The organism is Pseudomonas sp. Mb7 (assembly GCF_054790525.1).
The window spans coordinates 5,521,049-5,546,803 of the sequence record NZ_CP186501.1; the positions used below are offsets into that span (position 1 = coordinate 5,521,049).

Genomic DNA, 25,755 nt, shown 5'->3' on the forward strand with positions numbered 1-25,755 from the left:
AGGCAATCGCCATGTCAGCCGCTACATTGGCTGACTTGTGCCTGCCTTTCAGGCGCGACTTTTCTCTCTTTTGAATCACACGGAACCCGCAAAACTCCATCATGGACCCTTCCCCTGGCTTGTCCCTCGCTACAATTTTCGCCGACTTCGGCATGATCCTTTTCGCTCTGATCCTGGTTTTGCTCAACGGCTTTTTCGTTGCGGCGGAATTTGCCATGGTCAAACTGCGCTCGACCCGGGTCGAGGCCATCGCTGATCAGAACGGCTGGCGCGGGCACATCCTGCGCACCGTACACAGTCAGCTCGATGCGTATCTCTCGGCGTGTCAGCTCGGTATTACCCTCGCCTCCCTTGGCCTGGGCTGGGTCGGTGAGCCGGCCTTCGCGCACATTCTCGAGCCGCTGCTGAGCGCGGTCGGCGTGCAGTCGCCTGAGATTGTCAAAGGCGTGTCGTTCTTCACCGCGTTCTTCATCATTTCGTACCTGCACATCGTGGTCGGTGAGCTGGCCCCGAAGTCGTGGGCGATCCGCAAACCCGAGTTGCTGTCGCTGTGGACGGCGGTGCCGCTGTACCTGTTCTACTGGGCGATGTACCCGGCGATTTACCTGCTCAACGCCAGCGCCAACGCGATTCTGCGTATCGCAGGGCAAGGCGAACCCGGTCCGCACCATGAACACCATTACAGCCGCGAAGAACTGAAACTGATCCTGCACTCCAGCCGTGGCCAGGATCCGAGCGATCAGGGCATGCGCGTTCTGGCGTCGGCGGTGGAAATGGGCGAGCTGGAAGTGGTCGACTGGGCCAACTCCCGCGAAGACCTGATCACGCTTGAATTCAACGCGCCGCTGAAAGAAATCCTCGCGATGTTCCGTCGCCACAAGTTCAGCCGTTATCCGGTGTACGACAGTGAGCGCCAGGAGTTCGTCGGCCTGCTGCACATCAAGGATCTGCTGCTGGAACTGGCGGCGCTGGACCACATTCCCGAGTCGTTCAACCTGGCTGAGCTGACCCGTCCCCTGGAGCGCGTGTCGCGGCACATGCCGCTGTCGCAGTTGCTGGAGCAGTTCCGCAAGGGCGGCTCGCACTTCGCTGTGGTCGAGGAGGCTGACGGCAACATCATCGGCTACCTGACCATGGAAGACGTGCTGGAAGTGCTGGTCGGCGACATTCAGGACGAACACCGCAAGGCTGAGCGCGGGATCCTCGCCTATCAGCCGGGCAAGCTCTTGGTGCGTGGTGACACGCCGCTGTTCAAGGTGGAACGCCTGCTGGGCATCGACCTTGATCACATCGAAGCGGAAACCCTCGCCGGGCTGGTCTACGAAACCCTGAAACGGGTGCCGGAAGAGGAAGAAGTGCTGGAAGTCGAAGGCCTGCGCATCATCATCAAGAAGATGAAAGGGCCGAAGATTGTGCTGGCGAAGGTGTTGATGCTGGATTGAGTGCAATGCGGGAAACCGCGTTGCCTGCTAAAAGATCGCAGCCTGCGGCAGCTCCTACATGGGAATGTGAACCCCCTGTAGGAGCTGCCGCAGGCTGCGATCTTTTGCTTTTAGAGGCTTATTGCTTGCCCAACGCAAAGTTGGGCAACGCCCCCAGCGGCTGGATGAACTGATACGGAATCGACACCAGCCCCTCGCTAGTATTGCGCTGCACCACAAAGTGCAGGTGCGGGCCGCTGCTGTTGCCGGTGTTGCCCGACAAGGCCAGCGAACTGCCCACCGCCACCCGTTGCCCTTCGCGTACGCTCACCGAGCCTTGCTTGAGGTGCAGGTACACGCCCATGGTGCCGTCGTCATGCAGCACGCGCACGAAATTGCCGGACGCATCCGAACCGCGCCCGCTCTGCGAGTTTTCGGTCTTCACCACCACCCCGGCCCGCGCGGCAATGATCGGCGTGCCCACCGGCATGGCGATGTCCATCGCATAGCGATTCTTCGGCCCATAGTGACTGTACTGACCGTTGGCGCCCTGACTCAGACGAAACGGCCCGCCACGCCATGGCAGTGGATAGCGATAGCCCTGCGCGATGCCTGTGGGGTCGCCGAGGGAGTAATGGAACTGCGGCGTATACACCAGCGGCTGCTTGCCGGATATCGCCGTCAGCAACGCCAACCGCGTGTTGCTACGCGCCGGCAGCACCCGGTGGATGGTTTGCGCCGGCGCACCGCGCACATTACTCAGCCCGGTGAATGCCAAGGCAATTTTGACCGGCGCATACAGATCGTTGCGCACGAAGACCACGTCAGTGCCCTTCTGCTTCTTGATGTCGAGGTACACCTGCCGCTCCAGGCGCTCGACCATGCGGTCTTGAAAGACGAACACCTGCGCGCCTTTGCTCGGCCGGTCACTGTAGGAGACCACGCCGTTGGCATCGGTGGATTTGTAAATGGTCATGGCCACAGCCGATGTGGAGGCCACGAAGAGACCACAGAAAAACAGCAGGCGTGCGAGCATGGGCAAGAGTCTGTCGAAGTAAGGCCTGGGAATGAGCCTAGCAGGTGAAGCAGACCAGGCTAGTCGACAGATGTTTCAAATGATCGTCCCCACGCTCTGCGTGGGAATGCAGCCCGGGACGCTCTGCGTCCCATGCGAGAGGACGCGGAGCGTCCGGTTGAGGCATTCCCACGCAGAGCGTGGGAACGATCAGTGTAAAGCTGTGATCACGCGCCGGGAACGAAGTGCTTCTGCGCCGTGCCGCGGGCGATCAGGCGCGAGATGTAGTCGAGTTTCTGCGCGTCCTGATCGACGAAACGGAAGGTCAGTTGCAGCCAGTCGCTGTCCGGTTTCGGCTCAAAAGCGACAACCGCGTGCAAATAGCCATTGAGACGGGCGATTTCAGCGTTGTCACCCTGCTCCAGATCGAGCACGGCGCTGTCGAGGATCTGCGGCAGGGTGTCGGTGCGTTTCACCACCAACAACGCTTCCTTGATGCTCAGAGCCTTGATCACGCATTGCTGAGTACCGCTTGGCAGACGCAATTGGCCCTGACCGCGACCACTGGCCGGAGCGGATGCGGCGGCTGGAGCCTTGACCGGAGGGCTGTTGAGCAGGCCACGGGATGGCGCAGCAGCCGGCGCTGGTGCGGCAGCAGCCGGTTTGGCGAACGGGTTGACCGCCGCAGCTGCCGGGGCGCCGCCGACCACGGCAGGCTTGCCACCGGTCAAGGCGCTGAGGGAATCGTTGCCGAACGCCGAGTTCATTTTGGTTGGCGCGCTGTTCATCAGGGTGTCGAGCTTGCCGACCTTGTTCAGCGCCTGTTTGACCTTGGTCAGCAGTTGCTCGTTGGTGAACGGCTTGCTGACGTAGCCGGAAACGCCGGCCTGAATCGCCTGCACGACGTTTTCCTTGTCGCCACGGCTGGTGACCATGACGAATGGCATGGTCTTGAGGTTGTCTTGCTCGCGGCACCAGGTCAGCAGTTCGAGCCCGGACATTTCCGGCATTTCCCAGTCGCACAGGACCAGGTCGAATGCTTCCCTGGCCAGCATAGCCTGAGCCTTTTTACCGTTGACGGCGTCCTCGGTGCGGATCCCCGGGAAGTAATTACGCAGGCACTTTTTCACCAGGTCACGAATGAACGAAGCATCGTCCACGACCAACACACTGATCTTGCTCATCCAACACCCCTATTAAAATCCCGGCAAGCATAACGCTGGCTGATGGCACATTGCCAAAACTCTTCAGTCACGCCGGGACTTTTCGTTCGCGGGTGCTGCTTTTTAATCGAATCTGCCCATGAAAAGCACAAACAAAAACGCCCGGCCAAAGGGCCGGGCGCTTTTCTCAGGCAATCTTACTTATCGTCAGCATTGCCAGGAACATTAGCGGTTTCGCCGCTTGTGCCTTCAACTTCTTCTTTCATGCGCTTGAGGCCCATGTGGCGCACGTCGGTGCCGCGCACCAGGTAGATGACCAGTTCGGAGATGTTGCGCGCGTGATCGCCGATGCGTTCCAGCGAACGCAGCACCCAGATAATGCTCAAGACCCGCGAGATAGAGCGCGGGTCTTCCATCATGTAGGTCGCCAGCTCACGCAGGGCGGTCTTGTATTCGCGGTCGATGATCTTGTCGTACTGCGCCACCGACAACGCCAGATCGGCGTCGAAACGGGCGAACGCGTCCAGCGCATCGCGAACCATGTTGCGCACCTGGTCGCCGATATGGCGAACCTCGACGTAACCGCGCGGCGCTTCACCTTCTTCGCACAGCTGAATGGCGCGGCGAGCGATCTTGGTCGCTTCGTCACCGATGCGCTCCAGGTCGATCACCGACTTGGAAATGCTGATGATCAAACGCAAGTCGGACGCCGCCGGCTGACGACGGGCGAGAATGCGCAGGCATTCTTCGTCGATGTTGCGCTCCATCTGGTTGATCTGGTCATCGATCTCGCGCACTTGCTGAGCCAGACCGGAGTCGGCTTCGATCAGTGCGGTGACCGCGTCGTTGACCTGCTTCTCGACCAGCCCGCCCATGGCCAGGAGGTGGCTGCGCACTTCCTCAAGCTCAGCGTTGAACTGCGCGGAGATGTGGTGGGTAAGGCCTTCTTTACTAATCATGTTGGCGTCCTTGGAGCGTCCGGTAAGGTGCGGTGGGCCGCAGCGTCAATTCTGTGAATAACCCGCAACTGTCAGCCATAACGACCGGTGATGTAGTCTTCGGTCTGCTTCTTCGCCGGATTGGTGAACAGGGTATCGGTGTCGCCAAATTCCACCAGTTTGCCCATGTACATGAACGCCGTGTAGTCGGACACCCGCGCGGCCTGTTGCATGTTGTGCGTAACGATAACGATGGTGAACTTGGACTTCAGCTCGTAGATCAGCTCTTCGACTTTCAGCGTCGAGATCGGGTCGAGGGCCGAGCACGGTTCGTCGAGCAGCAGCACTTCCGGCTCAACCGCGATGGTGCGGGCGATGACCAGACGCTGCTGCTGACCACCGGACAGGCCGAGTGCCGATTCATGCAGGCGGTCTTTGACTTCGTCCCACAACGCCGCGCCCTTCAACGCCCACTCGACCGCTTCGTCGAGGACGCGCTTCTTGTTGATGCCCTGGATGCGCAGACCGTAAACGACGTTTTCGTAGATGGTCTTCGGGAACGGGTTGGGCTTCTGGAACACCATGCCGACGCGACGACGCAGCTCGGCAACGTCTTCGCCCTTGCGATAGATGTTGTTGCCATACAGGTTGATCGCGCCTTCTACGCGGCAGCCGTCAACCAGGTCGTTCATGCGGTTGAAAGTGCGCAGCAAGGTCGACTTACCGCAGCCGGACGGGCCGATGAACGCGGTCACGCGCTGCTTCGGGATGTTCATGCTGACGTCGAACAGCGCTTGTTTCTCGCCGTAGTACAGGCTCAGGCCGGGTACTTCGATGGCCACGGTTTCCTGCGCCAGATTGAGGCTCTGCTTGTCGCGGCCCAGGGCGGACATGTTGATGCCGTGGGTATGTGTTTCGTGCTGCATGGGAGGCTCCCTGTGCTAACAAATTCGGTTTGTTGAACCGCTGGCCAAACCAGCGGGTAACGCAAATTCAGTTTTTGTCGCGGTCCCTGTGGGAGCTGGCTTGCCAGCGATGGCATCACTGCGGTGTAACTGAAACACCGCGTCGCCTGCATCGCTGGCAAGCCAGCTCCCACAGGGTTTGTGTTAACTGTCCAAAGCTTTGTATTTTTCGCGCAGGTGGTTACGGATATACACCGCCGACAGGTTCAACGTCGCGATCACCAGCACCAGCAACAGCGCCGTGGCGTACACCAGCGGACGCGCCGCTTCGACGTTCGGGCTCTGGAAGCCGACGTCATAGATGTGGAAGCCCAAGTGCATGATCTTCTGATCCAGGTGCAGGTACGGGTAGTTGCCGTCCACCGGCAGCGACGGCGCCAGTTTCACCACACCCACCAGCATCAGCGGCGCCACTTCACCGGCGGCGCGGGCCACGGCGAGGATCATGCCAGTCATCATTGCCGGGCTGGCCATCGGGATGACGATCTTCCACAAGGTTTCAGCCTTGGTCGCGCCCAGTGCCAGCGAACCTTCACGCACGGTGCGCGGAATACGTGCCAGACCTTCTTCAGTCGCGACGATCACCACCGGCACCGCCAGCAGCGCCAGCGTCAGCGAGGCCCAGAGCAGACCCGGTGTACCGAAGGTCGGTGCCGGCAGTGCTTCGGGGAAGAACAAGCGGTCGACCGAACCACCGAGTACGTAAACGAAGAAGCCCAGACCGAACACGCCGTAAACGATCGCCGGAACGCCAGCGAGGTTGTTCACCGCGATACGGATGATCCGCGTCAGGGTGTTCTGTTTGGCGTATTCACGCAGGTACACCGCCGCCAGCACACCGAACGGGGTGACGATCATCGCCATGATCAGCGTCATCATCACGGTGCCAAAGATCGCCGGGAAAATCCCGCCTTCGGTGTTGGCTTCACGCGGGTCGTCCGAAAGGAATTCCCAGATCTTGCTGAAGTAGAAACCGACCTTGGTGAAGGTGCTCATCGCGTTTGGCTGGTAGGCGTGAACCACTTTGCCCAGACCGATTTCAATCTCTTTGCCGTTGGCATCGCGAGCGGTCAAGGCATCGCGATTGAACTGTGCATGCAGATCGGCAAGCCGCGCTTCGATGTCCTGATAACGCGCATTCAGCTCGGCACGCTCAGATTCCATGTCCGCTTGCGCGGTGGCGTCGAGCTTGCCTTCCAGTTCCAGTTTGCGACCGTGCAGACGGATGCGCTCCAGCCCTGCGTTGATTGCACCGATGTCGGTCTTTTCCAGCGACTTCAGTTGCGCCGCCAGACCGTTCACACGGTTGATCCGCGCTTGCAGCTCTGGCCACGCAGCCTCGCCTTCGGCGATGACCTTGCCGTCCTGTTTGACGTTGACCAGATAGCCGTAGAAGTTGCCCCACTCGCGACGTTCGATCGCCATCAACTCGGGCGGCGTAGTCTGGTTGGTCAGCCACTCACCGACGACCCAGGTGAAGTCGTTGCCATTCAGATCCCGGTTGCCGACCTTGATCAGCTCGCGGGTCATGAATTCCGGGCCGACGTCAGGCACCGGCAAACCGGCACTCTTCAGGCGAGCACGTGGCACTTCTTCTTTCTGTACCACTTCGCCGACCACAAGATGCTGGGCCTGGCCCGGCACGTCGTAGCTGGCATGCACCAGATCCGCCGGCCAGAAGTGACCCAGACCGCGCACGGCAATCACCGCCAGCAGGCCAATGGTCATGATGACCGCGATGGACACCGCGCCACCGCTGATCCAGACGCCCGGGGCGCCGCTCTTGAACCATCCTTTCAGGGAGTTCTGTTTCACAGACTTCTACCTTTGCTTAAAGCGACGAGTATTTCTTGCGCAGACGCTGACGAATCAGTTCTGCCAGGGTGTTCATGACGAAGGTGAACAACAGCAGCACCAGCGCCGAGAGGAACAGCACGCGGTAGTGGCTGCCGCCGACTTCCGACTCGGGCATTTCCACCGCGACGTTGGCAGCCAGAGTGCGCAGGCCTTCGAACAGGTTCATTTCCATGACCGGGGTGTTACCGGTGGCCATCAGCACGATCATGGTTTCGCCGACCGCACGGCCCATGCCGATCATCAGCGCCGAGAAGATCCCCGGGCTGGCGGTCAGGATCACCACGCGGGTCATGGTCTGCCACGGCGTGGCACCCAGCGCCAGCGAGCCGAGGGTCAGGCCACGCGGCACACTGAACACGGCGTCTTCAGCGATCGAGTAGATGTTCGGGATCACCGCGAAACCCATGGCCAGACCGACCACCAGAGCGTTGCGCTGGTCGTAGGTAATGCCCAGGTCGTGAGAGATCCACATGCGCATGTCACCGCCGAAGAACCAGTTCTCCATGAACGGACTCATGTACAGCGACAACCAGCCCACAAACAGGATCACCGGAATCAGCAGCGCACTTTCCCAGCCATCCGGGACTTTCAGGCGGATCGATTCAGGCAGGCGGCTGAAGGTGAAGCCGGCGACCAGGATGCCGATCGGCAGTAACATCAGCAGGCTGAAGATGCCCGGCAGATGCCCTTCGACATATGGTGCGAGGAACAGACCGGCGAAGAAACCGAGGATCACCGTCGGCATCGCTTCCATCAGCTCGATCACCGGCTTGACCTTGCGGCGCATGCCCGGGGCCATGAAGTACGCGGTGTAGATCGCAGCGGCAACGGCCAGTGGAGCAGCGAGCAGCATGGCGTAGAACGCAGCTTTCAGAGTGCCGAAGGTCAGTGGCGACAGGCTCAGTTTCGGTTCGAAATCGGTGTTGGCGGCGGTCGATTGCCAGACGTATTTTGGCTCGTCGTAGTTCTCGTACCAGACCTTGCTCCACAGCGCGCTCCAGGAAACTTCCGGGTGCGGGTTGTCGAGCAGAAGCGGTTGCAGCTTGCCGTCGGCTTCGACGATGACACGGTTGGCACGTGGCGACAGACCGAACACGCCCTGGCCTTCTACCACTTGATCGACCAGCAAGGTGCGATGCGCGGTGCTGTGGAACACGCCAAGCTTGCCGCTAGCATCCAGAGCAAGGAAGCCCTTGCGACGCTCTTCGGCGGTGATTTCAACGATCGGCGTGGTGCCCATCTGGAAAGTGCGGATCTGCTTCAGGCGCAGCTCACCATCGGTGTCACGGGCCATGAACCACTGGGCCAGACCACCCTTGGAGTCACCGACGATCAGCGAGATACCACCGACCAGTTGCGTGGTCGCGGTGACTTCGGCGTCAGCGTTTTCCAGCAGTTTGTAGCGACCGTTGAGGCTCTTGTCGCGCAGGCTGAACACATCGGCCTGAGCGCGACCGTTGACCACGTACAGCCACTGCTGGCGCGGGTCGACGAAGATGTTTTTCACCGGCTCAGTCATTTGCGGCAGATCGATACGCTTCTGCTCGTTGGTGACTTCGCCAGTCATCATGTTTTCTTCGCTGGTCAGCGACAGCACATTGAGTTGCGAACCGGTCGAACCGACCAGCATCAACGTCGTGTCGGTGGCGTTCAGGCTGACATGCTCCAGCGCGCCGCCGGCTTCGTTCAGCGCGATCGGCGTCTCGCCATACGGATACTCGATGGCCGGGCTGATGGTTTTCTTGCCATCGGGGTAGCTGACTTTATAGGTGTGACGGAACACCAGCGCCTGACCGTTGGACAGACCCACGGCCACCAGTGGATGGCCCGGCTGGTCTTCACCAATCGAGGTCACGGTTGCGCCGGCAGGCACTGGCAGATCGACGCGCTTCAGTTCAGCGCCACTGTCGATATCAAAGAACAATGCCTGGCCTTTGTCGGAAACGCGCATGGCCACCTGATTCTGCTCTTCGAGCGAAATCATCAGTGGCTTGCCGGCGTCCTGCATCCAGGCCGGGGTGATCGAGTCTTTCGCGGTGAGGTCGGCACCCTGAAACAGCGGCGCGACCACGTAGGCGAGGAAGAAAAAGATCAGGGTAATGGCTGCCAGCACCGCGAGACCGCCAACGAGGACGTACCAGCGGGTGAAGCGATCCTTGAGCGCACGAATGCGGCGCTTGCGTTGCAGCTCAGGCGTATTGAAGTCAATGCGCTTGGGAGGATTAGTAGTCATTTGGGAATTGGCCAGATCATTCATGCGCTCACCCTAGCGATCCTGTATGACAGAAAGATGACAATGCAGTGACGCAGCAAATCCACCGCCAGCGGGACTGGCAGAGGATCAAAAATTTGAGGTGTGTAAAAGGCCGGCCTGCGCGCAGGTCCGGCCTTTTACCTGAGTCCGGTGGGGTTCACCCTGGACTCAATTTGTTACTTCTTTGCGACAGCGCCGCCTTCCTGCAGACCCAGGTCAGCCAGTGCTTTTGCAGCAACCTTGGCTGGCAACGGGATGTAACCGTCTTTCACCACAACTTCCTGGCCCTGTTTCGACAGCACCAGCTTCACGAACTCAGCTTCCAGCGGAGCCAGAGGCTTGTTCGGGGCTTTGTTGACGTAAACGTAGAGGAAACGCGACAGCGGGTACTTGCCGTTCAGGGCGTTTTCTTCGGTGTCTTCGATGAAGTCAGTGCTGCCTTTCTTGGCCAATGGCACGGTTTTCACGCTGGCGGTCTTGTAACCGATACCCGAGTAACCGATGCCGTTCAGCGAGGAGCTGATCGACTGCACCACCGACGCCGAACCTGGTTGTTCGTTGACGTTTGGTTTGTAGTCGCCTTTGCACAGGGCTTCTTCTTTGAAGTAGCCATAGGTGCCGGATACCGAGTTACGACCGAACAGTTGTACTGGCTTGTTGGCCAGGTCGCCGGTCACGCCCAGGTCACCCCAGGTTTTCACGTCGGCTTTGGCGCCGCACAGACGGGTGGACGAGAAGATCGCATCAACCTGTTCCATGGTCAGGTGCTGGATCGGGTTGTCCTTGTGCACGAACACAGCCAGGGCGTCCACGGCAACCGGGATAGCGGTTGGCTTGTAGCCGTACTTCTGCTCGAAGGCCGCCAGTTCGGTGTCCTTCATCTTGCGGCTCATCGGGCCCAGGTTGGAGGTGCCTTCAGTCAGCGCAGGTGGCGCAGTGGCGGAGCCAGCGGCCTGAATCTGGATGTTTACGTTCGGGTATTCTTTTTTGTAGTTCTCAGCCCACAGGGTCATGAGGTTGGCCAGGGTATCGGAGCCGACGCTGGACAGGTTGCCCGACACACCAGTGGTCTTGGTGTAGCTCGGGATAGCAGGGTCAACAGCGGCGAACGCGTTGGCAGTCGCAACGCCAGCAGCGACAAAAGTCATTGCCGCCATCAAACGCTTCAGTTTCATGCCTTACTCCTAGCAGATAGGGTGTGTTAAGTCGGGGCCAAGTATCAGCAGGCCGTGTGAACACTCTATGGCTGAAATATGACAATTGGATGAAAGGCCAGCATGTCGCGACAGATCGTTCCCACGCTCTGCGTGGGAACGCCGCCATGGACGCTCTGCGTCCGCATTTGAGAGGTGACGCGGAGCGTCACAGGATGCATTCCCACGCGGAGCGTGGGAACGATCAGGCGGGAGAGAAAATCAGCGCCCTTTCTTCCAGAGCCACGCCCCGACCAGAATCCCCATCGCACACAGCACTGCCACGTAGTAGGCCGGGCCCATCGCGCTTTCTTTCAGCAGCAGACTCACCACCATCGGCGTCAACCCACCGAAAATCGCATAAGCCACGTTGTACGAGAACGACAACCCGCTGAAACGCACCACCGGTGGAAACGCTTTAACCATCACATATGGCACCGCACCGATGGTGCCGACCAGAAAACCGGTCAACGCGTACAGCGGGAACAACCAGTTCGGGTGATCGGCAAGGCTGTGATAGAAGGTCCACGAGCTGATCAGCAAGCCCAGGCAGCCAAACACAAACACGCGACCGGCACCAAAGCGATCCGCCAGTGCACCGGAAATGATGCAGCCGATGCTCAGGAACACAATCGCCAGACTGTTCGATTGCAACGACTCGGTCGGCGTGAAGTGATAGACCGTTTGCAGCACGGTCGGGGTCATCAGGATCACCACAACGATGCCGGCCGACAGCAACCAGGTCAGCAGCATTGAAATCGCAATCGCGCCGCGATGATCACGCAGCACCGCGCGCAGCGGCACTTCTTCGGCCAGCGCCTTGCGCAATTGCAGTTCGGCGAACACCGGGGTTTCGTGCAGCCAGCGACGCAGGTAGACCGAGAACAGGCCGAACACGCCACCGAGCAGGAACGGGATCCGCCACGCGTAATCGGCAACCTCGACAGGCGTATAAATGCTGTTGATCGCGGTGGCGACCAGCGAGCCGAGCAAAATGCCGGCGGTCAGGCCGCTGGTGAGGGTGCCACAGGCGTAACCCATGTGCTTTTGCGGTACGTGTTCGGAAACGAAGACCCACGCGCCCGGCACTTCACCGCCAATTGCCGCGCCTTGAATCACCCGCATCAATAGAAGAAGGATTGGCGCCCACAGGCCGATCTGCGCGTAGGTTGGCAGCAGACCCATGATCAGGGTCGGCACGGCCATCATGAAAATGCTCAGGGTGAACATCTTCTTGCGCCCCAGCAGGTCGCCGAAGTGCGCCATGACGATGCCGCCCAGCGGTCGCGCCAGATAGCCGGCGGCGAAAATGCCGAAGGTCTGCATCAGGCGCAGCCACTCGGGCATGTCGGCGGGGAAGAACAGCTTGCCGACCACAGTGGCGAAGAAGACGAAGATGATGAAATCGTAGAATTCCAGCGCGCCGCCAAGGGCGGACAGCGATAGAGTCTTGTAGTCATTGCGGGTCAACGGTCGTGCGGGTTGCTCGGGCTGCGCGAGGCTCGAAGGCGCTGTGGTCATGGCAAGGGCTTCTCTTATAGTCGGATCTGCCGCCACAACAACGCTGGCGGTGGCTTGGGCAGGTTCGGCACCATAGCAAATTGTTCGAAAAAGCACATAGAGGTGCGTATTTGACGGTCAAAATCAGAACCGGATGGTCGTCGTGGAGTCTACCGACCGATATACTCGCAACCTGCTCCGGTTTGTAGGGGGTTGCTGTGCGAAAACGTCGTTGGCCCGGCCTTTGCTCGGGATTAGCCGGTTTCGCAGAGTTTCTCCTTAGGCGCCTGATGGAAAACGTGACGAACGTAGTATGTTCGGTGCTGAATCGTTTTTCCCGAAGACGGCTACCACCAGCAATACCAACGAAGAGTCACGGGTCAGAGGCACCCCCGGCATGATAGAGCTCGAACAAGAAGATCCAATCCCGCAAGGCGACCTGGCCCTGCAAATCACCGCACTCCCTCGCGAAACCAACGGCTTTGGCGATATTTTCGGCGGTTGGCTGGTAGCACAGATGGATTTGGCCGGCACCGCAATGGCCAGCCGTGTCGCTGGCGGACGCGTCGCCACCGTCGCCATCGACCGCATGGCGTTCCTTGTGCCTGTGGCTGTCGGCGCGCAATTGTCCTTTTATACCCAGACCCTGGAAATCGGCCGCAGCTCGATCCAGATGATGGTCGAAGTGTGGAGCGACGACCCGTTGTCCAGCGAGTGGCGTAAAGTCACCGAAGCGGTCTTCGTCTTCGTCGCCATCGACGGCAGCGGCCGCACTCGCTCGGTTCCACCACGCGCGCGTTAAACATCGTGGCCGTTTTACGGTCGATAGTTGTCCTTGTTACTGATCGAGAGCTGTCCCATGAACACGCCCAACGTTGAAGCCGTGAAACTGGATGAACTGAACTGCTGGCGCATCCGCCACGGTCAGGCCGAAGTGCTGGTGGCCCAGCAAGGCGCGCACATCCTCAGTTATCAGATCGATGGCCAGCCGCCGATCATCTGGCTCAACGACAAGGCCGAGTTCAAGACCGGCAAAAGCATCCGCGCCGGTGTACCGGTGTGCTGGCCGTGGTTCGGCAAGTTCGAGCGCAACCCGCAGAGCGTGCAGGCCATGTATACCGGTGAGCAACCGGCACCCGCGCACGGTCTGGTGCGGGCGATGGATTGGGAGTTGGGCGGCATCGAATCAGAGGCTGACGGCGTCAAGGTCGAATTCAAGCTGCCTTACCCCGAAGGTGGCCTGCCGGGCTGGCCGCATCAGGTCGATCTGACCCTGACCCTGCATTTGTCCGAGCAACTGAGTTTCAGCCTGACCAGCCATAACCGTGGCAGTGACAGCGTCAGCCTGAGCCAGGCGCTGCACACTTACTTCGCGGTCAGTGACGTGCGCAATGTGCATGTCGATGGCGTGGATGGTTTGAATTACATCGAGACGCTGGACGACTGGAAAACCCACAGTCAGCAAGGCGACCTGCATTTTGCCGGTGAAACCGACCGCATCTATCTCGATGCTCCACCACAACTGAGCATCATCGACCTGGCCTGGGAACGACGCATTGTGCTGACGGCTACCGGCTCACGCACGGCGGTGATCTGGAACCCGTGGATCGACCGCGCCGCCGCGCTGGCCGACATGGATAACGATGGCTGGCAGCGCATGCTGTGCATTGAGACGGCGAATGTGATGGATGACATCGTCACGCTGGCGCCGGGGGCGAGCCATACCATGGGCGTCAGCGTCGCCAGCAAACCGCTCTAACCAGCACCGCAATACAAAATGTGGGAGCGAGCCTGCTCGCGAAGGCGTTGTATCAGTCAACATTCAAATGTCTGATACACCGCTTTCGCGAGCAGGCTCGCTCCCACAGTTGCTTCGTGGTGATTGTTAGAGATCAGATTCCTGCACCACCCGCACCTTGTCGGCTTCCAGCGCATACGCCGCATCGGCCAGATCATTGCTGACCTTCTCGACCTTCAGCGTGCCGGTCACCCACAGCGGTGTGTAGATATCATCCAGCTTCAAGCCTTTCGGATAACGCACCAGCACCAGTTGATTCGGCGGCGGTGGCGGCACGTGGATACATGCGCCCGGATACGGCACGAGGAAGAACAGCGTGCTGCGACCCTTGGCGTCGGATTCCAGCGGCACCGGGTAACCACCGATGCGGATGTGCTTGTCGTTCATCGACGCCACGGTTTTGGTCGAATACATCACCGCCGGCAGACCTTTGGCCTGCTTCATCCCGCCCTTCTCAGTGAAGGTACCGGTGGCTTCCGGGGAGTTGTGGTCGATTTCAGGCATGGCCTCGAGGGCCTTTTGGTCCGACTTGGGCATCAATTCGAGCCAGTCGGTTTCCGGCAGTTCGCCGGCGTGGGCCAAACCGCTGCCCAGGAAAAGGAGAGTCAACAGAAGACGGCGCATGAAGGTGCTCGGTATAGAAAGGAAAGAACAGTAAATCGCCGAGCATTCTAGCCCTCCCGGCCACTTTGGCAGAGAGGGCTTTGTCGCTTTGGATCAGTTCTTTTTGATCAGGCCGTAGATCACCAGCAACACGATAGCGCCGACCAGTGCGCCGATGAAACCTGCGCCCTCGCCTGCGTGATAGATGCCCAGAGCCTGGCCGCCGTAGGTGGCTGCCAGCGAACCGCCGATACCGAGCAGGATGGTCATGATCCAGCCCATGCTGTCATCGCCCGGTTTCAGGAACCGCGCCAACAGGCCGACGATCAAGCCGATAAAGATGGTTCCGATAATTCCCATGGCATTTCCCTCTGAATAGTAGATATGCGAAGCCTAGTCAGACTTTGGCATCCTGCAATCAGAGAACGGCGGCCCCTGAATGGTTCCGCCGCTGCCAAATGAAACTGTCGTTACTCGGCGATCAGCGCTTCGACCTTGACGATCTGCGCCTGCAGCGTAGCCATGTCGGCGCAACGCAGATTGGCGTGACCGACCTTGCGCCCGGCCTTGAAGGCCTTGCCGTAGTGATGCAGATGGCAGTCTTCGATAGCGATGACTTTCTCAACCGGCGGTACAACACCGATGAAGTTAAGCATCGCGCTCTCGCCGACTTTGGCCGTCGAACCCAGCGGCAGGCCGGCAACGGCGCGCAGATGGTTTTCGAACTGACTGCACTCGGCGCCTTCAGTGGTCCAGTGCCCGGAGTTGTGCACGCGCGGGGCGATTTCGTTGGCCTTGAGGCCACCGTCGACTTCAAAGAACTCGAACGCCATGACGCCGACGTAGTCGAGTTGCTTGAGCACGCGGCTCGAGTAGTCTTCGGCCAGCGCCTGCAATGGGTGATCGGTACTGGCCACCGACAGCTTGAGGATGCCGCTGTCGTGGGTGTTGTGCACCAGCGGATAGAACTTCGTTTCACCATCGCGGGCACGCACGGCGATCAGCGAGACTTCACCGGTGAACGGCACGAAGCCTTCCAGCAGGCAGGACACGCTGCCCAGTTCGGCGAAGGTGCCAACCACGTCTTCCGGCTTGCGCAGGACTTTCTGGCCCTTGCCGTCATAACCCAGGGTGCGGGTTTTCAGCACGGCCGGCAGACCGATCGAAGCGACGGCGGCATCCAGATCGGCTTGCGATTGAATGTCGGCGAAGGCCGGCGTCGGGATGCCCAGATCCTTGAACATGCTCTTTTCGAACCAGCGGTCGCGCGCGATGCGCAGGGCTTCGGCGCTCGGGTAGACCGGAACGAATTGCGAGAGGAATGCCACGGTTTCGGCCGGGACGCTTTCGAACTCGAAGGTCACCAGATCGACTTCATCGGCGAGTTGGCGCAGATGATCCTGATCGCCGTAATCGGCCCGCAGGTGTTCGCCCAGCGCAGCGGCACAAGCGTCCGGCGCAGGGTCGAGAAAAGCGAAGTTCATGCCCAGCGGCGTACCCGCCAGAGCCAACATGCGACCCAACTGGCCGCCACCGATTACACCGATCTTCATCTCAACAACCTCAGGCAATACGTGGGTCTGGATTGTCCAGGACGCTGTCTGTCTGCTCGGCACGGAAGGTTTTCAGTACCGCGTGGAACTGTGGATGCTTGGCGCCGAGGATGCTCGCCGAGAGCAGGGCAGCGTTGATCGCGCCGGCCTTGCCGATGGCCAGGGTGGCGACCGGAATGCCCGCTGGCATCTGCACGATCGACAGCAGCGAGTCAACGCCCGAGAGCATGGCCGACTGCACCGGCACACCCAGCACCGGCAGGTGGGTCTTGGCCGCACACATGCCTGGCAAGTGGGCTGCGCCACCGGCACCGGCGATGATCACCTCGATGCCACGACCTTCAGCCTCTTCGGCGTACTGGAACAGCAGATCCGGGGTGCGGTGGGCAGAGACCACTTTGACCTCGTACGGGATGCCGAGCTTTTCCAGCATATCGGCGGTGTGGCTAAGGGTGGACCAATCGGACTTGGAGCCCATGATCACGCCAACCAGTGCACTCATCGTCGCGCCTCTTCTCTCTGGAGCGCCCGCAGGCGCGTCATAAAACAACAAGCCACGCAGGTTGCGTGGCTTGATTGTACGAAAAATGGCCGGACGTGCCGGCCGAAGGCCGCGCAGTATACCGCAAAGAAAGCAATAAACAGCCCCCCGCACGACCATCTGTCATCTGCCGCAAATGCCCGGTTTTATTGACCTGAAGGTCAGCGACAGAACACCGCAAATCCCCTGTAGGAGTGAGCCTGCTCGCGATGGCGGTGTGTCAGTCACATCGTCGCTGAATGTGCTGACGCTATCGCGAGCAGGCTCACTCCTACAAGGGGTCCGCGTAGGCTCAGGAAGCTTGTGCAGCGCCACCCTCGAGCTTGCGCCACAGCAGGCGCACGTTGGCTTTGCGCACCAGTGCGCAGCGATACAGGCGAATTTCCAGCGGCACATGCCATTGCGGGCCGCCGCAAACCACCAGTTCGCCGCGAGCCAGTTCGGCGCGCACACTCAGCTGCGGCACCCAGGCGATGCCCAACCCCTCTAGCGCCATGCTTTTCAGGCTGTCGGCCATAGCGGTTTCGTAAATAGTGGTGAAACGCAGCTGACGCTGACGCAGCAAACCATTCACCGAACGTCCGAGAAACGCACCGGCGCTATACGCCAGCAACGGCACGCTCGCATCTCCTTCCAGATCGAACAACGGCTTGCCCTCGGCATCCGCCGCACACACAGGGAGCATTTCCGTCTGGCCCAAATGCAATGAAGGGAAAATCTCCGGGTCCATCTGCATTGCCGCATCCGGATCGTAGAACGCCAGCATCAAATCACAGCCACCTTCGCGCAACGCATGCACCGCATCGCCGACGTTGGTTGCAACCAATCGGGTGGCGATGTTCAGCCCTTCATTACGCAACTGAGCGATCCAGCGCGGGAAGAAACCCAGCGCCAAGGAGTGAGCGGCAGCGACCTGCATCACTTCGCCCTGCCCGCCTTCCAGATGATGCAGATGGCGCAGCACTTCACCGAGCTGTTCGACCACGGTGCGCGCGGTCACCAGAAACAACTGCCCCGCCGCCGTCAGTTCAACCGGCGTACGCGAGCGATTGACCAAGGTCAGCCCCAGCGCAGCCTCCAGACTGCGAATCCGTCGGCTGAACGCCGGCTGGGTAACGAAGCGCCGTTCGGCCGCCTGCGAAAAGCTGCGGGTGGCGGCCAGAGCACTGAAGTCCTCGAGCCATTTGCTTTCCAGATTCATCACGTCCTCCAGGACACGCACCAAAACAGGTCACACGTCTGCCGCGCACGCGGCGTCACACGGGCATTATGCCGAATGTGCATAGGGCAGTGCTGAACAGCATTGGCCCAAAATTTCCCACAAGCCTAGCATTCGCAGCGTTCCGGCACAGACCGGGTCCATATCGAGATGATTTCTATCATGTCCTCCGCTGCATCTTTCCGCACAGAAAACGACCTGCTTGGCGCCCTCGAAGTACCGGCTCAAGCGTATTACGGCATCCAGACCCTGCGAGCGGTGAACAACTTCCGTCTCTCCGGCGTTCCGATTTCGCATTACCCGAAACTGGTTGTCGGCCTGGCGATGGTCAAACAGGCCGCCGCTGACGCCAACCGCGAGTTGGGTCACCTGAGCGAAGCCAAGCACGCTGCCATCAGCGAAGCCTGTGCCCGATTGATCCGCGGTGATTTCCACGAAGAGTTCGTGGTCGACATGATTCAAGGTGGCGCCGGTACTTCCACCAACATGAACGCCAACGAAGTGATCGCCAACATTGCGCTCGAAGCAATGGGTCACCAGAAAGGCGAGTACCAGTACCTGCACCCGAACGACGACGTCAACATGGCGCAGTCGACCAACGACGCCTACCCAACGGCGATCCGCCTGGGTCTGCTGCTCGGTCACGACACCCTGCTGGCCAGCCTCGACAGCCTGATTCAGGCGTTCGCGGCCAAGGGCAAAGAATTCGATCACGTCCTGAAAATGGGCCGTACCCAGCTGCAAGACGCCGTGCCGATGACCCTCGGCCAGGAATTCCGCGCGTTCGCCACCACCATGGGCGAAGACCTGGCGCGTCTGAAGTCGCTGGCCCCGGAACTGCTGACTGAAGTGAACCTGGGCGGCACCGCGATCGGTACCGGCATCAACGCCGACCCGCGTTATCAAGCGCTGGCGGTACAGCGTCTGGCCCTGATCAGCGGTCAACCGGTAGTGCCGGCGGCCGACCTGATCGAAGCGACTTCCGACATGGGCGCCTTCGTGCTGTTCTCCGGCATGCTCAAGCGCACCGCAGTCAAGCTGTCGAAGATCTGCAACGACCTGCGCCTGCTGTCCAGCGGCCCACGCACCGGCATCAACGAAATCAACCTGCCAGCGCGTCAACCAGGCAGCTCGATCATGCCCGGCAAGGTCAACCCGGTGATCCCGGAAGCCGTTAACCAGGTGGCGTTCCAAGTCATCGGTAACGACCTGGCGCTGACCATGGCAGCCGAAGGCGGCCAACTGCAGCTGAACGTGATGGAGCCGCTGATCGCCTTCAAGATCTTCGACTCGATCCGTCTGCTGCAACGCGCCATGGACATGCTGCGCGAGCACTGCATCGTCGGCATCACCGCCAACGAAGCGCGCTGCCGCGAACTGGTCGAGCACTCGATCGGTCTGGTCACCGCACTGAACCCGTACATCGGCTACAAAAACGCCACCCGTATCGCCGGCCTCGCGCTTGAAAGCGGCCGCGGCGTACTGGAACTGGTACGCGAAGAAGGTCTGCTCGACGAAGCCATGCTCGCCGACATCCTGCGCCCGGAAAACATGATTGCTCCGCGTCTGGTTCCGCTTAAAGCCTGAGCCGACGCGTAATTTGTAGCACCGCTCACCAGGTCGAGGGACTAGACACCTCTCACCTTTTGAGGGCTTGGGGATTTGTCCCCAAGCCCTTTTTTTTAACTTTCTGACCCTGAGACCCGTATGTCTGGGGACTGAACAATGTGGGAGCGAGCCTGCTCGCGAAGACGGCGGCACATTCAAAAGCAATGTGTCTGCAATACCGCTTTCGCGAGCCGGCTCGCTCCCACACAGAGCAGTTCCTGCACAAGCCCGGCGCCGGTAACGCCGGGTGTTTCACAGCTTCGTTTCGTCGCTTGCACCACTACCGTGCAGACGGGCGCGTCACTGATCGGTATAGTGCCGCCCCTCTTCGCGTGAGCGGTCGTCGGTAACGAGGCCATAACCCATGCGAAACCCGAACTAATAACAAACCCGCGAAATGGATCCGGGACGAAACCATCGCCTCACCTGTCGTGCCGCGCACACACCGGTGTAACACGATATTTCTACCATCCAGCATTTGCTCACACAAAAAACAGCGAGGAAAAATCCATGCTCGAAGTCATCAACGACTTCCTCTCAGGGAAAGTACTGATCGTGCTCATTGTCGGGCTCGGTAGCTACTTCACGATTCGCTCGCGTTTCGTTCAATTGCGGCACTTCTTCCACATGTTCGCGGTGTTCCGCGACAGCCTCAAAGGCAGCGCCGGGCAACTCAGCTCGTTCCAGGCCCTGATGCTCAGCCTTGCCGGCCGTGTCGGTGCAGGCAACATCGCCGGTGTCGGCATCGCCGTGACCCTGGGTGGTCCAGGTGCGGTCTTCTGGATGTGGGTGACCGCACTGGTCGGCATGTCCAGCAGCTTCTTCGAATGCACCCTGGCCCAAGTCTACAAGCGCGCCGATGGCGACGGCCTGTACCGTGGCGGTCCGGCTTACTACATCCAGCACGGCCTGAAACTCAAAGGCATGGCGGTGGTGTTCTCGGTCCTGCTGCTGGTCACCTACGGCTTTGCCTTCATTGGCCTGCAGTCCTACACCGTGACTCACTCGCTGCAGAACGCCTTTGAATTCAACCCACAACACACCGGTATCGTCCTGGCAGTGTTGCTCGCCATCACCTTCATCGGCGGCATCAAGCGCATTGCCTCGGTGTCCGACCTGCTCGTACCGATCAAGACCCTGGCCTATATCGGCGTGACCCTGTACGTGATCGGTACCCAGATCGAACACGTACCAGCCATGCTGGAAACCATCTTCAAGAGCGCCTTCGGCCTCGACCCGGCCTTTGGTGGCCTGCTCGGCAGCGCCATTGTCATGGGCGTGAAGCGTGGCGTGTTCGCCAACGAAGCGGGCCTGGGCAGTGCGCCGAACGTCGCCGCTGTGGCTGCCGTGAAGCACCCGGGCGCCCAGGGCGTGGTTCAGGCCTTCAGCGTGTTCCTCGACACCTTCGTGATTTGCACCTGCACCGCGCTGCTGATTCTGCTGTCGGGCTTCTACACCCCGGGCTTCGAAGGTGACGGCATCGTCCTGACCCAGAACTCGCTGGCCGCTGTGGTCGGTGACTGGGGTCGCATGTTCGTCAGCGTCGCGTTGTCGCTGTTCGTCTTCACTTGCATCCTCTACAACTACTACCTGGGCGAAAACAGCCTGCAGTTCCTCACCCGCAACCGCGCCGCGCTGATGATTTTCCGCGGCCTGGTGCTGGCGCTGGTGGTATGGGGTTCGATGCAGGACCTGTCGACCGTGTTCGCCTTCGCCGACATCACCATGACCTGTCTGGCCTTCGTCAACCTGGTGGCCTTGGCCATGCTGTTCAAGGTCGGCATGCGCGTAATGCGCGACTACGACGAGCAGCGCCGTGCCGGCGTTAAACAGCCCGTGTTCGACTCAAGCAAATTTACCGATCTGGATCTCGACCTGAAGGCCTGGCCGACCAACCCGTCTGCCGCTGCCGACAAGACCGAAGCCGAGCCGCAAGGCGTACCTGCAGCGCAACGCTGACAGGTGAATGACGGGCGCATCCTCTGCGCCCGTCAGTTATTGTGATGCAATAACTTGTAGGAGTGAGCCTGCTCGCGATAGCTGTCTTTCAGCCAACATCAATGTTGAATGATGAACCGCTATCGCGAGCAGGCTCACTCCTACAATGTCATCTCTTGTGGAGACCCTCAGATGATTGCCAATTCCTACCCCGCCGCCCAACACGTCATGGTGCTCTACACCGGTGGCACCATCGGCATGCAGGCCAGCGCCAATGGCCTGGCCCCGGCGTCCGGTTTCGAAGCGCGGATGCGCGACTACCTGCACAGTCAGCCTGAGCTCGTTGTGCCGCAGTGGCGCTTCCGGGAAATGTCGCCGCTGATCGACAGCGCCAACATGACCCCGGCCTATTGGCAGCAACTGCGTGAAGCGGTGGTCGATGCCGTGGATGTGCAAGGTTGCGACAGCGTGCTGATCCTGCACGGCACCGACACCCTGGCTTACAGTGCGGCGGCGATGAGCTTCCAGTTACTGGGGCTGAATGCTCGCGTGTGTTTCACCGGCTCCATGCTGCCGGCCGGTGTTACCGAAAGCGATGCCTGGGAAAACCTCGGCGGCGCACTGGTCGCCCTCGGCCAAGGCCTGGCGCCCGGTGTGCATCTGTACTTCCACGGTGAGCTACTGGCGCCAACCCGTTGCGCGAAGGTGCGCAGCTTCGGCCGTCATCCGTTCAAACGACTTGAGCGTCAGGGCGGCGGCGTAAAAGCGCCTTCGATTCCAGCGTCGTTGAACTACAACCAACCGAAGCAACTGGCCAAGGTTGCCGTGCTGCCACTGTTCCCCGGCATCAGCGCCGAAGTCCTTGATGGTCTGCTCGCCAGCGGCATTCAGGGTCTGGTGCTGGAGTGCTACGGCAGCGGTACAGGGCCGAGCGACAACCCTGAGTTTCTGGCAAGCCTTGGCCGTGCGCGGGATAACGGCGTAGTCGTTGTGGCGGTCACGCAATGCCATGAAGGCGGCGTTGAGCTGGATGTTTACGAGGCTGGCAGTCGATTGCGCGGTGTCGGCGTGTTGTCCGGTGCTGGCATGACTCGTGAGGCGGCGTTCGGCAAGTTGCATGGGGTGCTCGGTGCGGGGCTTGAAACAGCTGAAGTCCGCCGACTGATTGAACTCGACCTCTGCGGTGAGCTGATCAACCCCGAGGATTAAACCAATCTCATCGTGGATTGAAATATCGAGCCGCTCTCATTGAACCTCAAAGACAGCGGCTCGCAATAACTATCAGTCTTCCCATACTTCAAAGGTACCGCTCACTGCTTTGGGGATATTGGGAGGAACACTCGCACTGAATTGCGCCGCAAAAGTTCCAAGATATTTACCACTAAGATCTTTCTCAATCTTTAACGTCCCGCCGGGAGTATCCCAAGGAATTGAAGCACCACCAACATTATAGGAAACAAGCAGATATCCGCCGATATTATTCACTGATATGTAAATTCCATGCCGCTCGCCAAAGGCGGCACTAACACCATTATTCTCTTCGATAAAGTAGAAAGCGGTGAACTCTTCATCAACATCATCAACCTCAGCTTTCATCGTGCCACGAATGGTTTTTTTCGAGCGACCAGGCTTAACCTTTATTTCCGCTTTTTTAGAACTCATAATTGTATTCCCTTACTCCAGAATTTAGACAGCTTTACTAACAAGCAAAACTCTAATGACCGACAAACATCAAAACGAAAGGAACTTACAAACAAAAACAACCCTACGATATACCTACACCGCGCACACCTGCCAACTGTCAACATTGACAGTTGCCGACAACTAATTATCTGCTTAATCTCGCGAGGCAAATCCAATCTATTTAATGACCCCAGTGAAACAGTAAAACCCTCCTGCGCCCTGATCAGACTGCTGCCCGGCATGCAACTTGCTAACCTTCAATGAGGCCCTGACCTGGAAGCACACATGCTCCACTCCCACCTCACCACCCTCAACGCCGTCTCGCTAATCCTCAACACCTTCAAAGCCGAAGGCCTGTCGAGCGAAGCGTTGCTGGCCGGCAGCGGCATCAGTGCGGCGGATCTCAGCCGGGCCGACACGCGCATCACCACCAATCAGGAGATGCAGGTCTGCGCCAATGCGGTCGCGCTTAAGCACGACATCGGCCTGGAGCTGGGCCGGCGCATGCACGTTTCCTGCTACGGCATCCTTGGCTATGCCTTGCTGACCTGTGCCACCTTCGGTGACGCTTTGCGTCTGGCGATTCGTTATCCGGCGCTGTTGGGAACACTTTTCGAACTCAGTCTGGAGGACGATGGCGAACGCGTCTGGTTCGTCGCGGCCGATTATCGCGAGAGCCCGGCGATGGCGGTGTTCAATGCCGAGTTCTGCCTGGTGTCGCTGAAAGTCATTTGTGATGACCTGCTCGGGCATCCGCTGCCCTTGCTCGCCACGCGCTTCGAACACGCCGCACCGGATTACCGTGACAGTTATGCCGAGCACTTCGACAGCTCGCTGCACTTCGCCGCCAAGGACAACGCCTTCGCCTTCGACCGTCACTGGCTCGATCAACCGCTGCCGCTGGCCGATGCCATCACCCATCAAGCCATGGCCGAACGCTGCCGCAAGCAGAACCTTGAGTTCACCGGACGCCAAGCGTGGCTCGGGCGCATCCGCCAGTTGCTCAGCGCCCAACTGAACGCCGCGCCGGGGCTGGAAGGCCTGGCGCAACAGATGAAGTGTTCGCCACGCACCCTGCGCCGGCATCTCAAGGACATGGGCTGCAGCTATCAGGAATTGCTCGATGAACTGCGCTTCGAGCGAGCCAAGCAGATGTTGTGTGAGGATCAGTTGCCGATCTACCGCATCGCCGAGACCCTTGGCTTCAGTGAGACTGCGAGCTTTCGTCATGCCTTCGTGCGCTGGAGCGGCGTGGCGCCGAGCCAATTCCGGGCCTGAGGGGCGAATTGCGGTCAGTTTTTTTGGCCATATCCATCCCCTTTTGGCCTTTCCTGCCGTTCTCCGATTCACCTCGCGCCGCAACACTGGGAGCAACCGAATCAGCCCTGCGGAGAACAACAAATGCTGACGATCTACTCGGACGATCACCACCTGCACCATGGCCGCTGCGAACTCATCGATGGCCAACTGAAGCCGTGCTTCGAGATGCCGTCGCGCGCCGACCATGTGCTGCAGCGCGTTAAAAACCAGAACCTCGGCCCGGTCGAGGCGCCGAAGGATTTCGGTCTGGAGCCGATCGCCCGCATCCACAGCCGTGACTACCTCGACTTTTTCAAAGGCGCGTGGGCGCGCTGGACTGAATTCAATACCGACGGCGATCTGCTGCCCTACACCTGGCCGGCGCGCACTCTGCGTGCAATCAAACCGACCAGCCTGCACGGCCAGCTCGGCTATTACAGCTTCGATGGCGGCGCACCGATCACTGCCGGCACCTGGCAAGCGGCGTACAGCGCGGCGCAAGTTGCCCTGACCGCGCAAGCAGAAATCCAGCGTGGCGCGCGCGCTGCCTTCGCGTTGTGCCGGCCACCGGGACACCACGCTGCCAGCGACTTGATGGGGGGTTATTGCTACCTCAATAACGCTGCGATCGCCGCGCAGGCGTTCCTCGATCAGGGCCACAAGAAGGTCGCGATACTCGACGTCGACTATCACCACGGCAACGGCACGCAATCGATTTTCTACGCGCGCAGCGACGTGCTGTTCACCTCGATCCACGGCCACCCGGAAGCAGAATTTCCGTTTTTCCTCGGCTACGACGATGAGCGTGGCGAAGGTGCCGGTGAAGGCTTCAACTTCAACTACCCGCTACCCGCAGGCTCCGGCTGGGACGTGTGGAGTGCGGCGCTGGATCAGGCCTGCGACGAGATCGATCGCTACGGCGCCGACGTCATTGTCGTATCGCTCGGCGTCGACACCTTCAAGGATGACCCGATTTCGCAGTTCAAACTCGACAGCCCCGATTACCTGGCGATGGGCAAGCGCATCGCTGCACTCGGCAAACCGACATTGTTCGTCATGGAGGGCGGTTACGCGGTGGAGGAAATCGGCATCAACGCGGTGAACGTATTGGAAGGCTTCGAACGATAACCAGATTCTCGTCGCAACCGTAAACACCAGACCCGCCCAGGCGGGTCTTTTTTTGGTTCTTCACGGAATCCCGGGAAAC

Annotated in this window: 22 protein-coding genes; 8 read left to right on the plus strand and 14 right to left on the minus strand. The window is 59.9% G+C overall.

Annotated features, from left to right (window positions below):
- The first annotated feature begins 101 nt into the window (after nucleotides 1-101).
- On the plus strand, nucleotides 102-1,442 hold the full coding sequence (locus ACOYXH_RS25010) for a hemolysin family protein (RefSeq protein ID WP_007920256.1): 1,341 nt from the start codon (nucleotides 102-104) through the stop codon (nucleotides 1,440-1,442).
- Between the two features lie 118 nt (nucleotides 1,443-1,560).
- On the opposite strand, the gene ACOYXH_RS25015 is transcribed toward ACOYXH_RS25010, so the two are convergent.
- The 8 genes from ACOYXH_RS25015 to ACOYXH_RS25050 all read right to left on the minus strand — a co-directional run bounded on the left by ACOYXH_RS25015 (nucleotide 1,561) and on the right by ACOYXH_RS25050 (nucleotide 12,327).
- Nucleotides 1,561-2,457 carry a peptidoglycan DD-metalloendopeptidase family protein gene (locus ACOYXH_RS25015; protein ID WP_095049646.1) on the minus strand — a complete coding sequence of 299 codons (897 nt, stop codon included), beginning with the start codon at nucleotides 2,455-2,457 and terminating at the stop codon, nucleotides 1,561-1,563.
- Nucleotides 2,458-2,663: 206 nt separating this feature from the next.
- Nucleotides 2,664-3,620, minus strand: coding sequence for a response regulator (locus ACOYXH_RS25020; RefSeq protein ID WP_095049645.1), 957 nt, complete (start codon nucleotides 3,618-3,620; stop codon nucleotides 2,664-2,666).
- A gap of 176 nt (nucleotides 3,621-3,796) precedes the next feature.
- Entirely contained in the window at nucleotides 3,797-4,558 is a 762-nt protein-coding gene (phoU, locus tag ACOYXH_RS25025) for a phosphate signaling complex protein PhoU (protein ID WP_016985766.1), read from the minus strand.
- 71 nt (nucleotides 4,559-4,629) lie between these two features.
- Nucleotides 4,630-5,463 carry a phosphate ABC transporter ATP-binding protein PstB gene (pstB, locus tag ACOYXH_RS25030; RefSeq protein WP_095049644.1) on the minus strand — a complete coding sequence of 278 codons (834 nt, stop codon included), beginning with the start codon at nucleotides 5,461-5,463 and terminating at the stop codon, nucleotides 4,630-4,632.
- Between the two features lie 183 nt (nucleotides 5,464-5,646).
- Nucleotides 5,647-7,317: a phosphate ABC transporter permease PstA gene (pstA, locus tag ACOYXH_RS25035; RefSeq protein WP_095049643.1), complete on the minus strand. Its 1,671-nt coding sequence runs from the start codon at nucleotides 7,315-7,317 to the stop codon at nucleotides 5,647-5,649.
- Nucleotides 7,318-7,333: 16 nt separating this feature from the next.
- Complete coding sequence (locus ACOYXH_RS25040) at nucleotides 7,334-9,367, minus strand: ABC transporter permease subunit (RefSeq protein WP_176471262.1); 2,034 nt, start codon at nucleotides 9,365-9,367, stop codon at nucleotides 7,334-7,336.
- Nucleotides 9,368-9,789: 422 nt separating this feature from the next.
- A complete protein-coding gene (locus ACOYXH_RS25045; RefSeq protein WP_038359380.1) occupies nucleotides 9,790-10,788 on the minus strand; it encodes a phosphate ABC transporter substrate-binding protein PstS in 999 nt (332 codons plus the stop codon).
- Nucleotides 10,789-11,028: 240 nt separating this feature from the next.
- Nucleotides 11,029-12,327 carry an MFS transporter gene (locus ACOYXH_RS25050; RefSeq protein WP_095049641.1) on the minus strand — a complete coding sequence of 433 codons (1,299 nt, stop codon included), beginning with the start codon at nucleotides 12,325-12,327 and terminating at the stop codon, nucleotides 11,029-11,031.
- Between the two features lie 376 nt (nucleotides 12,328-12,703).
- On the opposite strand from ACOYXH_RS25050, the gene ACOYXH_RS25055 reads away from it, so the two are divergent.
- Together ACOYXH_RS25055 and ACOYXH_RS25060 are read left to right on the plus strand one after the other, a co-directional pair.
- Nucleotides 12,704-13,108, plus strand: coding sequence for an acyl-CoA thioesterase (locus ACOYXH_RS25055; RefSeq protein ID WP_003229628.1), 405 nt, complete (start codon nucleotides 12,704-12,706; stop codon nucleotides 13,106-13,108).
- A gap of 57 nt (nucleotides 13,109-13,165) precedes the next feature.
- On the plus strand, nucleotides 13,166-14,065 hold the full coding sequence (locus ACOYXH_RS25060; RefSeq protein ID WP_095049640.1) for a D-hexose-6-phosphate mutarotase: 900 nt from the start codon (nucleotides 13,166-13,168) through the stop codon (nucleotides 14,063-14,065).
- A 126-nt stretch (nucleotides 14,066-14,191) separates the two neighbouring features.
- Here ACOYXH_RS25060 and ACOYXH_RS25065 read toward each other — a convergent pair whose 3' ends face one another.
- From ACOYXH_RS25065 to ACOYXH_RS25085, 5 genes are all read right to left on the minus strand, one after another.
- A complete protein-coding gene (locus ACOYXH_RS25065) occupies nucleotides 14,192-14,728 on the minus strand; it encodes a DUF3299 domain-containing protein (protein WP_007920225.1) in 537 nt (178 codons plus the stop codon).
- Between the two features lie 93 nt (nucleotides 14,729-14,821).
- The gene (locus tag ACOYXH_RS25070) at nucleotides 14,822-15,067 is read right to left on the minus strand and encodes a GlsB/YeaQ/YmgE family stress response membrane protein (RefSeq protein ID WP_007920223.1); all 246 of its coding nucleotides are present in this window, start codon (nucleotides 15,065-15,067) and stop codon (nucleotides 14,822-14,824) included.
- Nucleotides 15,068-15,177: 110 nt separating this feature from the next.
- Nucleotides 15,178-16,260, minus strand: a complete 1,083-nt coding sequence (locus ACOYXH_RS25075) for a 5-(carboxyamino)imidazole ribonucleotide synthase (RefSeq protein ID WP_007920221.1) — start codon at nucleotides 16,258-16,260, stop codon at nucleotides 15,178-15,180.
- Nucleotides 16,261-16,270: 10 nt separating this feature from the next.
- Nucleotides 16,271-16,762, minus strand: coding sequence for a 5-(carboxyamino)imidazole ribonucleotide mutase (gene purE / locus ACOYXH_RS25080; RefSeq protein WP_007954291.1), 492 nt, complete (start codon nucleotides 16,760-16,762; stop codon nucleotides 16,271-16,273).
- A gap of 331 nt (nucleotides 16,763-17,093) precedes the next feature.
- Nucleotides 17,094-18,002 (minus strand): LysR substrate-binding domain-containing protein, encoded by a 909-nt coding sequence (locus ACOYXH_RS25085; RefSeq protein WP_095113189.1) that lies wholly within the window; start codon nucleotides 18,000-18,002, stop codon nucleotides 17,094-17,096.
- A 180-nt stretch (nucleotides 18,003-18,182) separates the two neighbouring features.
- On the opposite strand from ACOYXH_RS25085, the gene aspA reads away from it, so the two are divergent.
- The 3 genes from aspA (at nucleotide 18,183) to ACOYXH_RS25100 (ending at nucleotide 22,775) form a co-directional block, all read left to right on the plus strand.
- Entirely contained in the window at nucleotides 18,183-19,607 is a 1,425-nt protein-coding gene (gene aspA, locus ACOYXH_RS25090; protein WP_095049638.1) for an aspartate ammonia-lyase, read from the plus strand.
- A gap of 531 nt (nucleotides 19,608-20,138) precedes the next feature.
- Nucleotides 20,139-21,587, plus strand: coding sequence for an alanine/glycine:cation symporter family protein (locus tag ACOYXH_RS25095; protein WP_095049637.1), 1,449 nt, complete (start codon nucleotides 20,139-20,141; stop codon nucleotides 21,585-21,587).
- Between the two features lie 171 nt (nucleotides 21,588-21,758).
- Nucleotides 21,759-22,775 (plus strand): asparaginase, encoded by a 1,017-nt coding sequence (locus tag ACOYXH_RS25100; protein WP_460410009.1) that lies wholly within the window; start codon nucleotides 21,759-21,761, stop codon nucleotides 22,773-22,775.
- Nucleotides 22,776-22,847: 72 nt separating this feature from the next.
- On the opposite strand, the gene ACOYXH_RS25105 is transcribed toward ACOYXH_RS25100, so the two are convergent.
- Nucleotides 22,848-23,228, minus strand: a complete 381-nt coding sequence (locus ACOYXH_RS25105) for a hypothetical protein (protein WP_460066505.1) — start codon at nucleotides 23,226-23,228, stop codon at nucleotides 22,848-22,850.
- 306 nt (nucleotides 23,229-23,534) lie between these two features.
- Between ACOYXH_RS25105 and ACOYXH_RS25110 the strand changes: the two genes are divergently transcribed.
- Together ACOYXH_RS25110 and ACOYXH_RS25115 are read left to right on the plus strand one after the other, a co-directional pair.
- The gene (locus ACOYXH_RS25110; RefSeq protein ID WP_460410010.1) at nucleotides 23,535-24,527 is read left to right on the plus strand and encodes an AraC family transcriptional regulator; all 993 of its coding nucleotides are present in this window, start codon (nucleotides 23,535-23,537) and stop codon (nucleotides 24,525-24,527) included.
- Between the two features lie 123 nt (nucleotides 24,528-24,650).
- Complete coding sequence (locus ACOYXH_RS25115) at nucleotides 24,651-25,676, plus strand: histone deacetylase family protein (protein ID WP_099757548.1); 1,026 nt, start codon at nucleotides 24,651-24,653, stop codon at nucleotides 25,674-25,676.
- Nucleotides 25,677-25,755: the final 79 nt, after the last annotated feature.

Bases quoted from the DNA above. Each gene is read 5' to 3' on its own strand.
- ACOYXH_RS25010 (WP_007920256.1), top strand. From the start codon at position 102: ATGGACCCTTCCCCTGGCTTGTCCCTCGCTACAATTTTCGCCGACTTC.
- ACOYXH_RS25060 (WP_095049640.1), top strand. From the start codon at position 13,166: ATGAACACGCCCAACGTTGAAGCCGTGAAACTGGATGAACTGAACTGC.
- ACOYXH_RS25070 (WP_007920223.1), bottom strand. From the start codon at position 15,067: ATGGGAATTATCGGAACCATCTTTATCGGCTTGATCGTCGGCCTGTTG.
- ACOYXH_RS25065 (WP_007920225.1), bottom strand. From the start codon at position 14,728: ATGCGCCGTCTTCTGTTGACTCTCCTTTTCCTGGGCAGCGGTTTGGCC.
- ACOYXH_RS25095 (WP_095049637.1), top strand. From the start codon at position 20,139: ATGCTCGAAGTCATCAACGACTTCCTCTCAGGGAAAGTACTGATCGTG.
- ACOYXH_RS25040 (WP_176471262.1), bottom strand. From the start codon at position 9,367: ATGCAGGACGCCGGCAAGCCACTGATGATTTCGCTCGAAGAGCAGAAT.
- ACOYXH_RS25075 (WP_007920221.1), bottom strand. From the start codon at position 16,260: ATGAAGATCGGTGTAATCGGTGGCGGCCAGTTGGGTCGCATGTTGGCT.
- ACOYXH_RS25100 (WP_460410009.1), top strand. From the start codon at position 21,759: ATGATTGCCAATTCCTACCCCGCCGCCCAACACGTCATGGTGCTCTAC.
- ACOYXH_RS25105 (WP_460066505.1), bottom strand. From the start codon at position 23,228: ATGAGTTCTAAAAAAGCGGAAATAAAGGTTAAGCCTGGTCGCTCGAAA.
- purE (WP_007954291.1), bottom strand. From the start codon at position 16,762: ATGAGTGCACTGGTTGGCGTGATCATGGGCTCCAAGTCCGATTGGTCC.
- ACOYXH_RS25085 (WP_095113189.1), bottom strand. From the start codon at position 18,002: ATGAATCTGGAAAGCAAATGGCTCGAGGACTTCAGTGCTCTGGCCGCC.
- ACOYXH_RS25055 (WP_003229628.1), top strand. From the start codon at position 12,704: ATGATAGAGCTCGAACAAGAAGATCCAATCCCGCAAGGCGACCTGGCC.
- ACOYXH_RS25115 (WP_099757548.1), top strand. From the start codon at position 24,651: ATGCTGACGATCTACTCGGACGATCACCACCTGCACCATGGCCGCTGC.
- pstB (WP_095049644.1), bottom strand. From the start codon at position 5,463: ATGCAGCACGAAACACATACCCACGGCATCAACATGTCCGCCCTGGGC.
- ACOYXH_RS25045 (WP_038359380.1), bottom strand. From the start codon at position 10,788: ATGAAACTGAAGCGTTTGATGGCGGCAATGACTTTTGTCGCTGCTGGC.
- ACOYXH_RS25110 (WP_460410010.1), top strand. From the start codon at position 23,535: ATGCTCCACTCCCACCTCACCACCCTCAACGCCGTCTCGCTAATCCTC.
- ACOYXH_RS25020 (WP_095049645.1), bottom strand. From the start codon at position 3,620: ATGAGCAAGATCAGTGTGTTGGTCGTGGACGATGCTTCGTTCATTCGT.
- phoU (WP_016985766.1), bottom strand. From the start codon at position 4,558: ATGATTAGTAAAGAAGGCCTTACCCACCACATCTCCGCGCAGTTCAAC.
- aspA (WP_095049638.1), top strand. From the start codon at position 18,183: ATGTCCTCCGCTGCATCTTTCCGCACAGAAAACGACCTGCTTGGCGCC.
- ACOYXH_RS25015 (WP_095049646.1), bottom strand. From the start codon at position 2,457: ATGCTCGCACGCCTGCTGTTTTTCTGTGGTCTCTTCGTGGCCTCCACA.
- ACOYXH_RS25050 (WP_095049641.1), bottom strand. From the start codon at position 12,327: ATGACCACAGCGCCTTCGAGCCTCGCGCAGCCCGAGCAACCCGCACGA.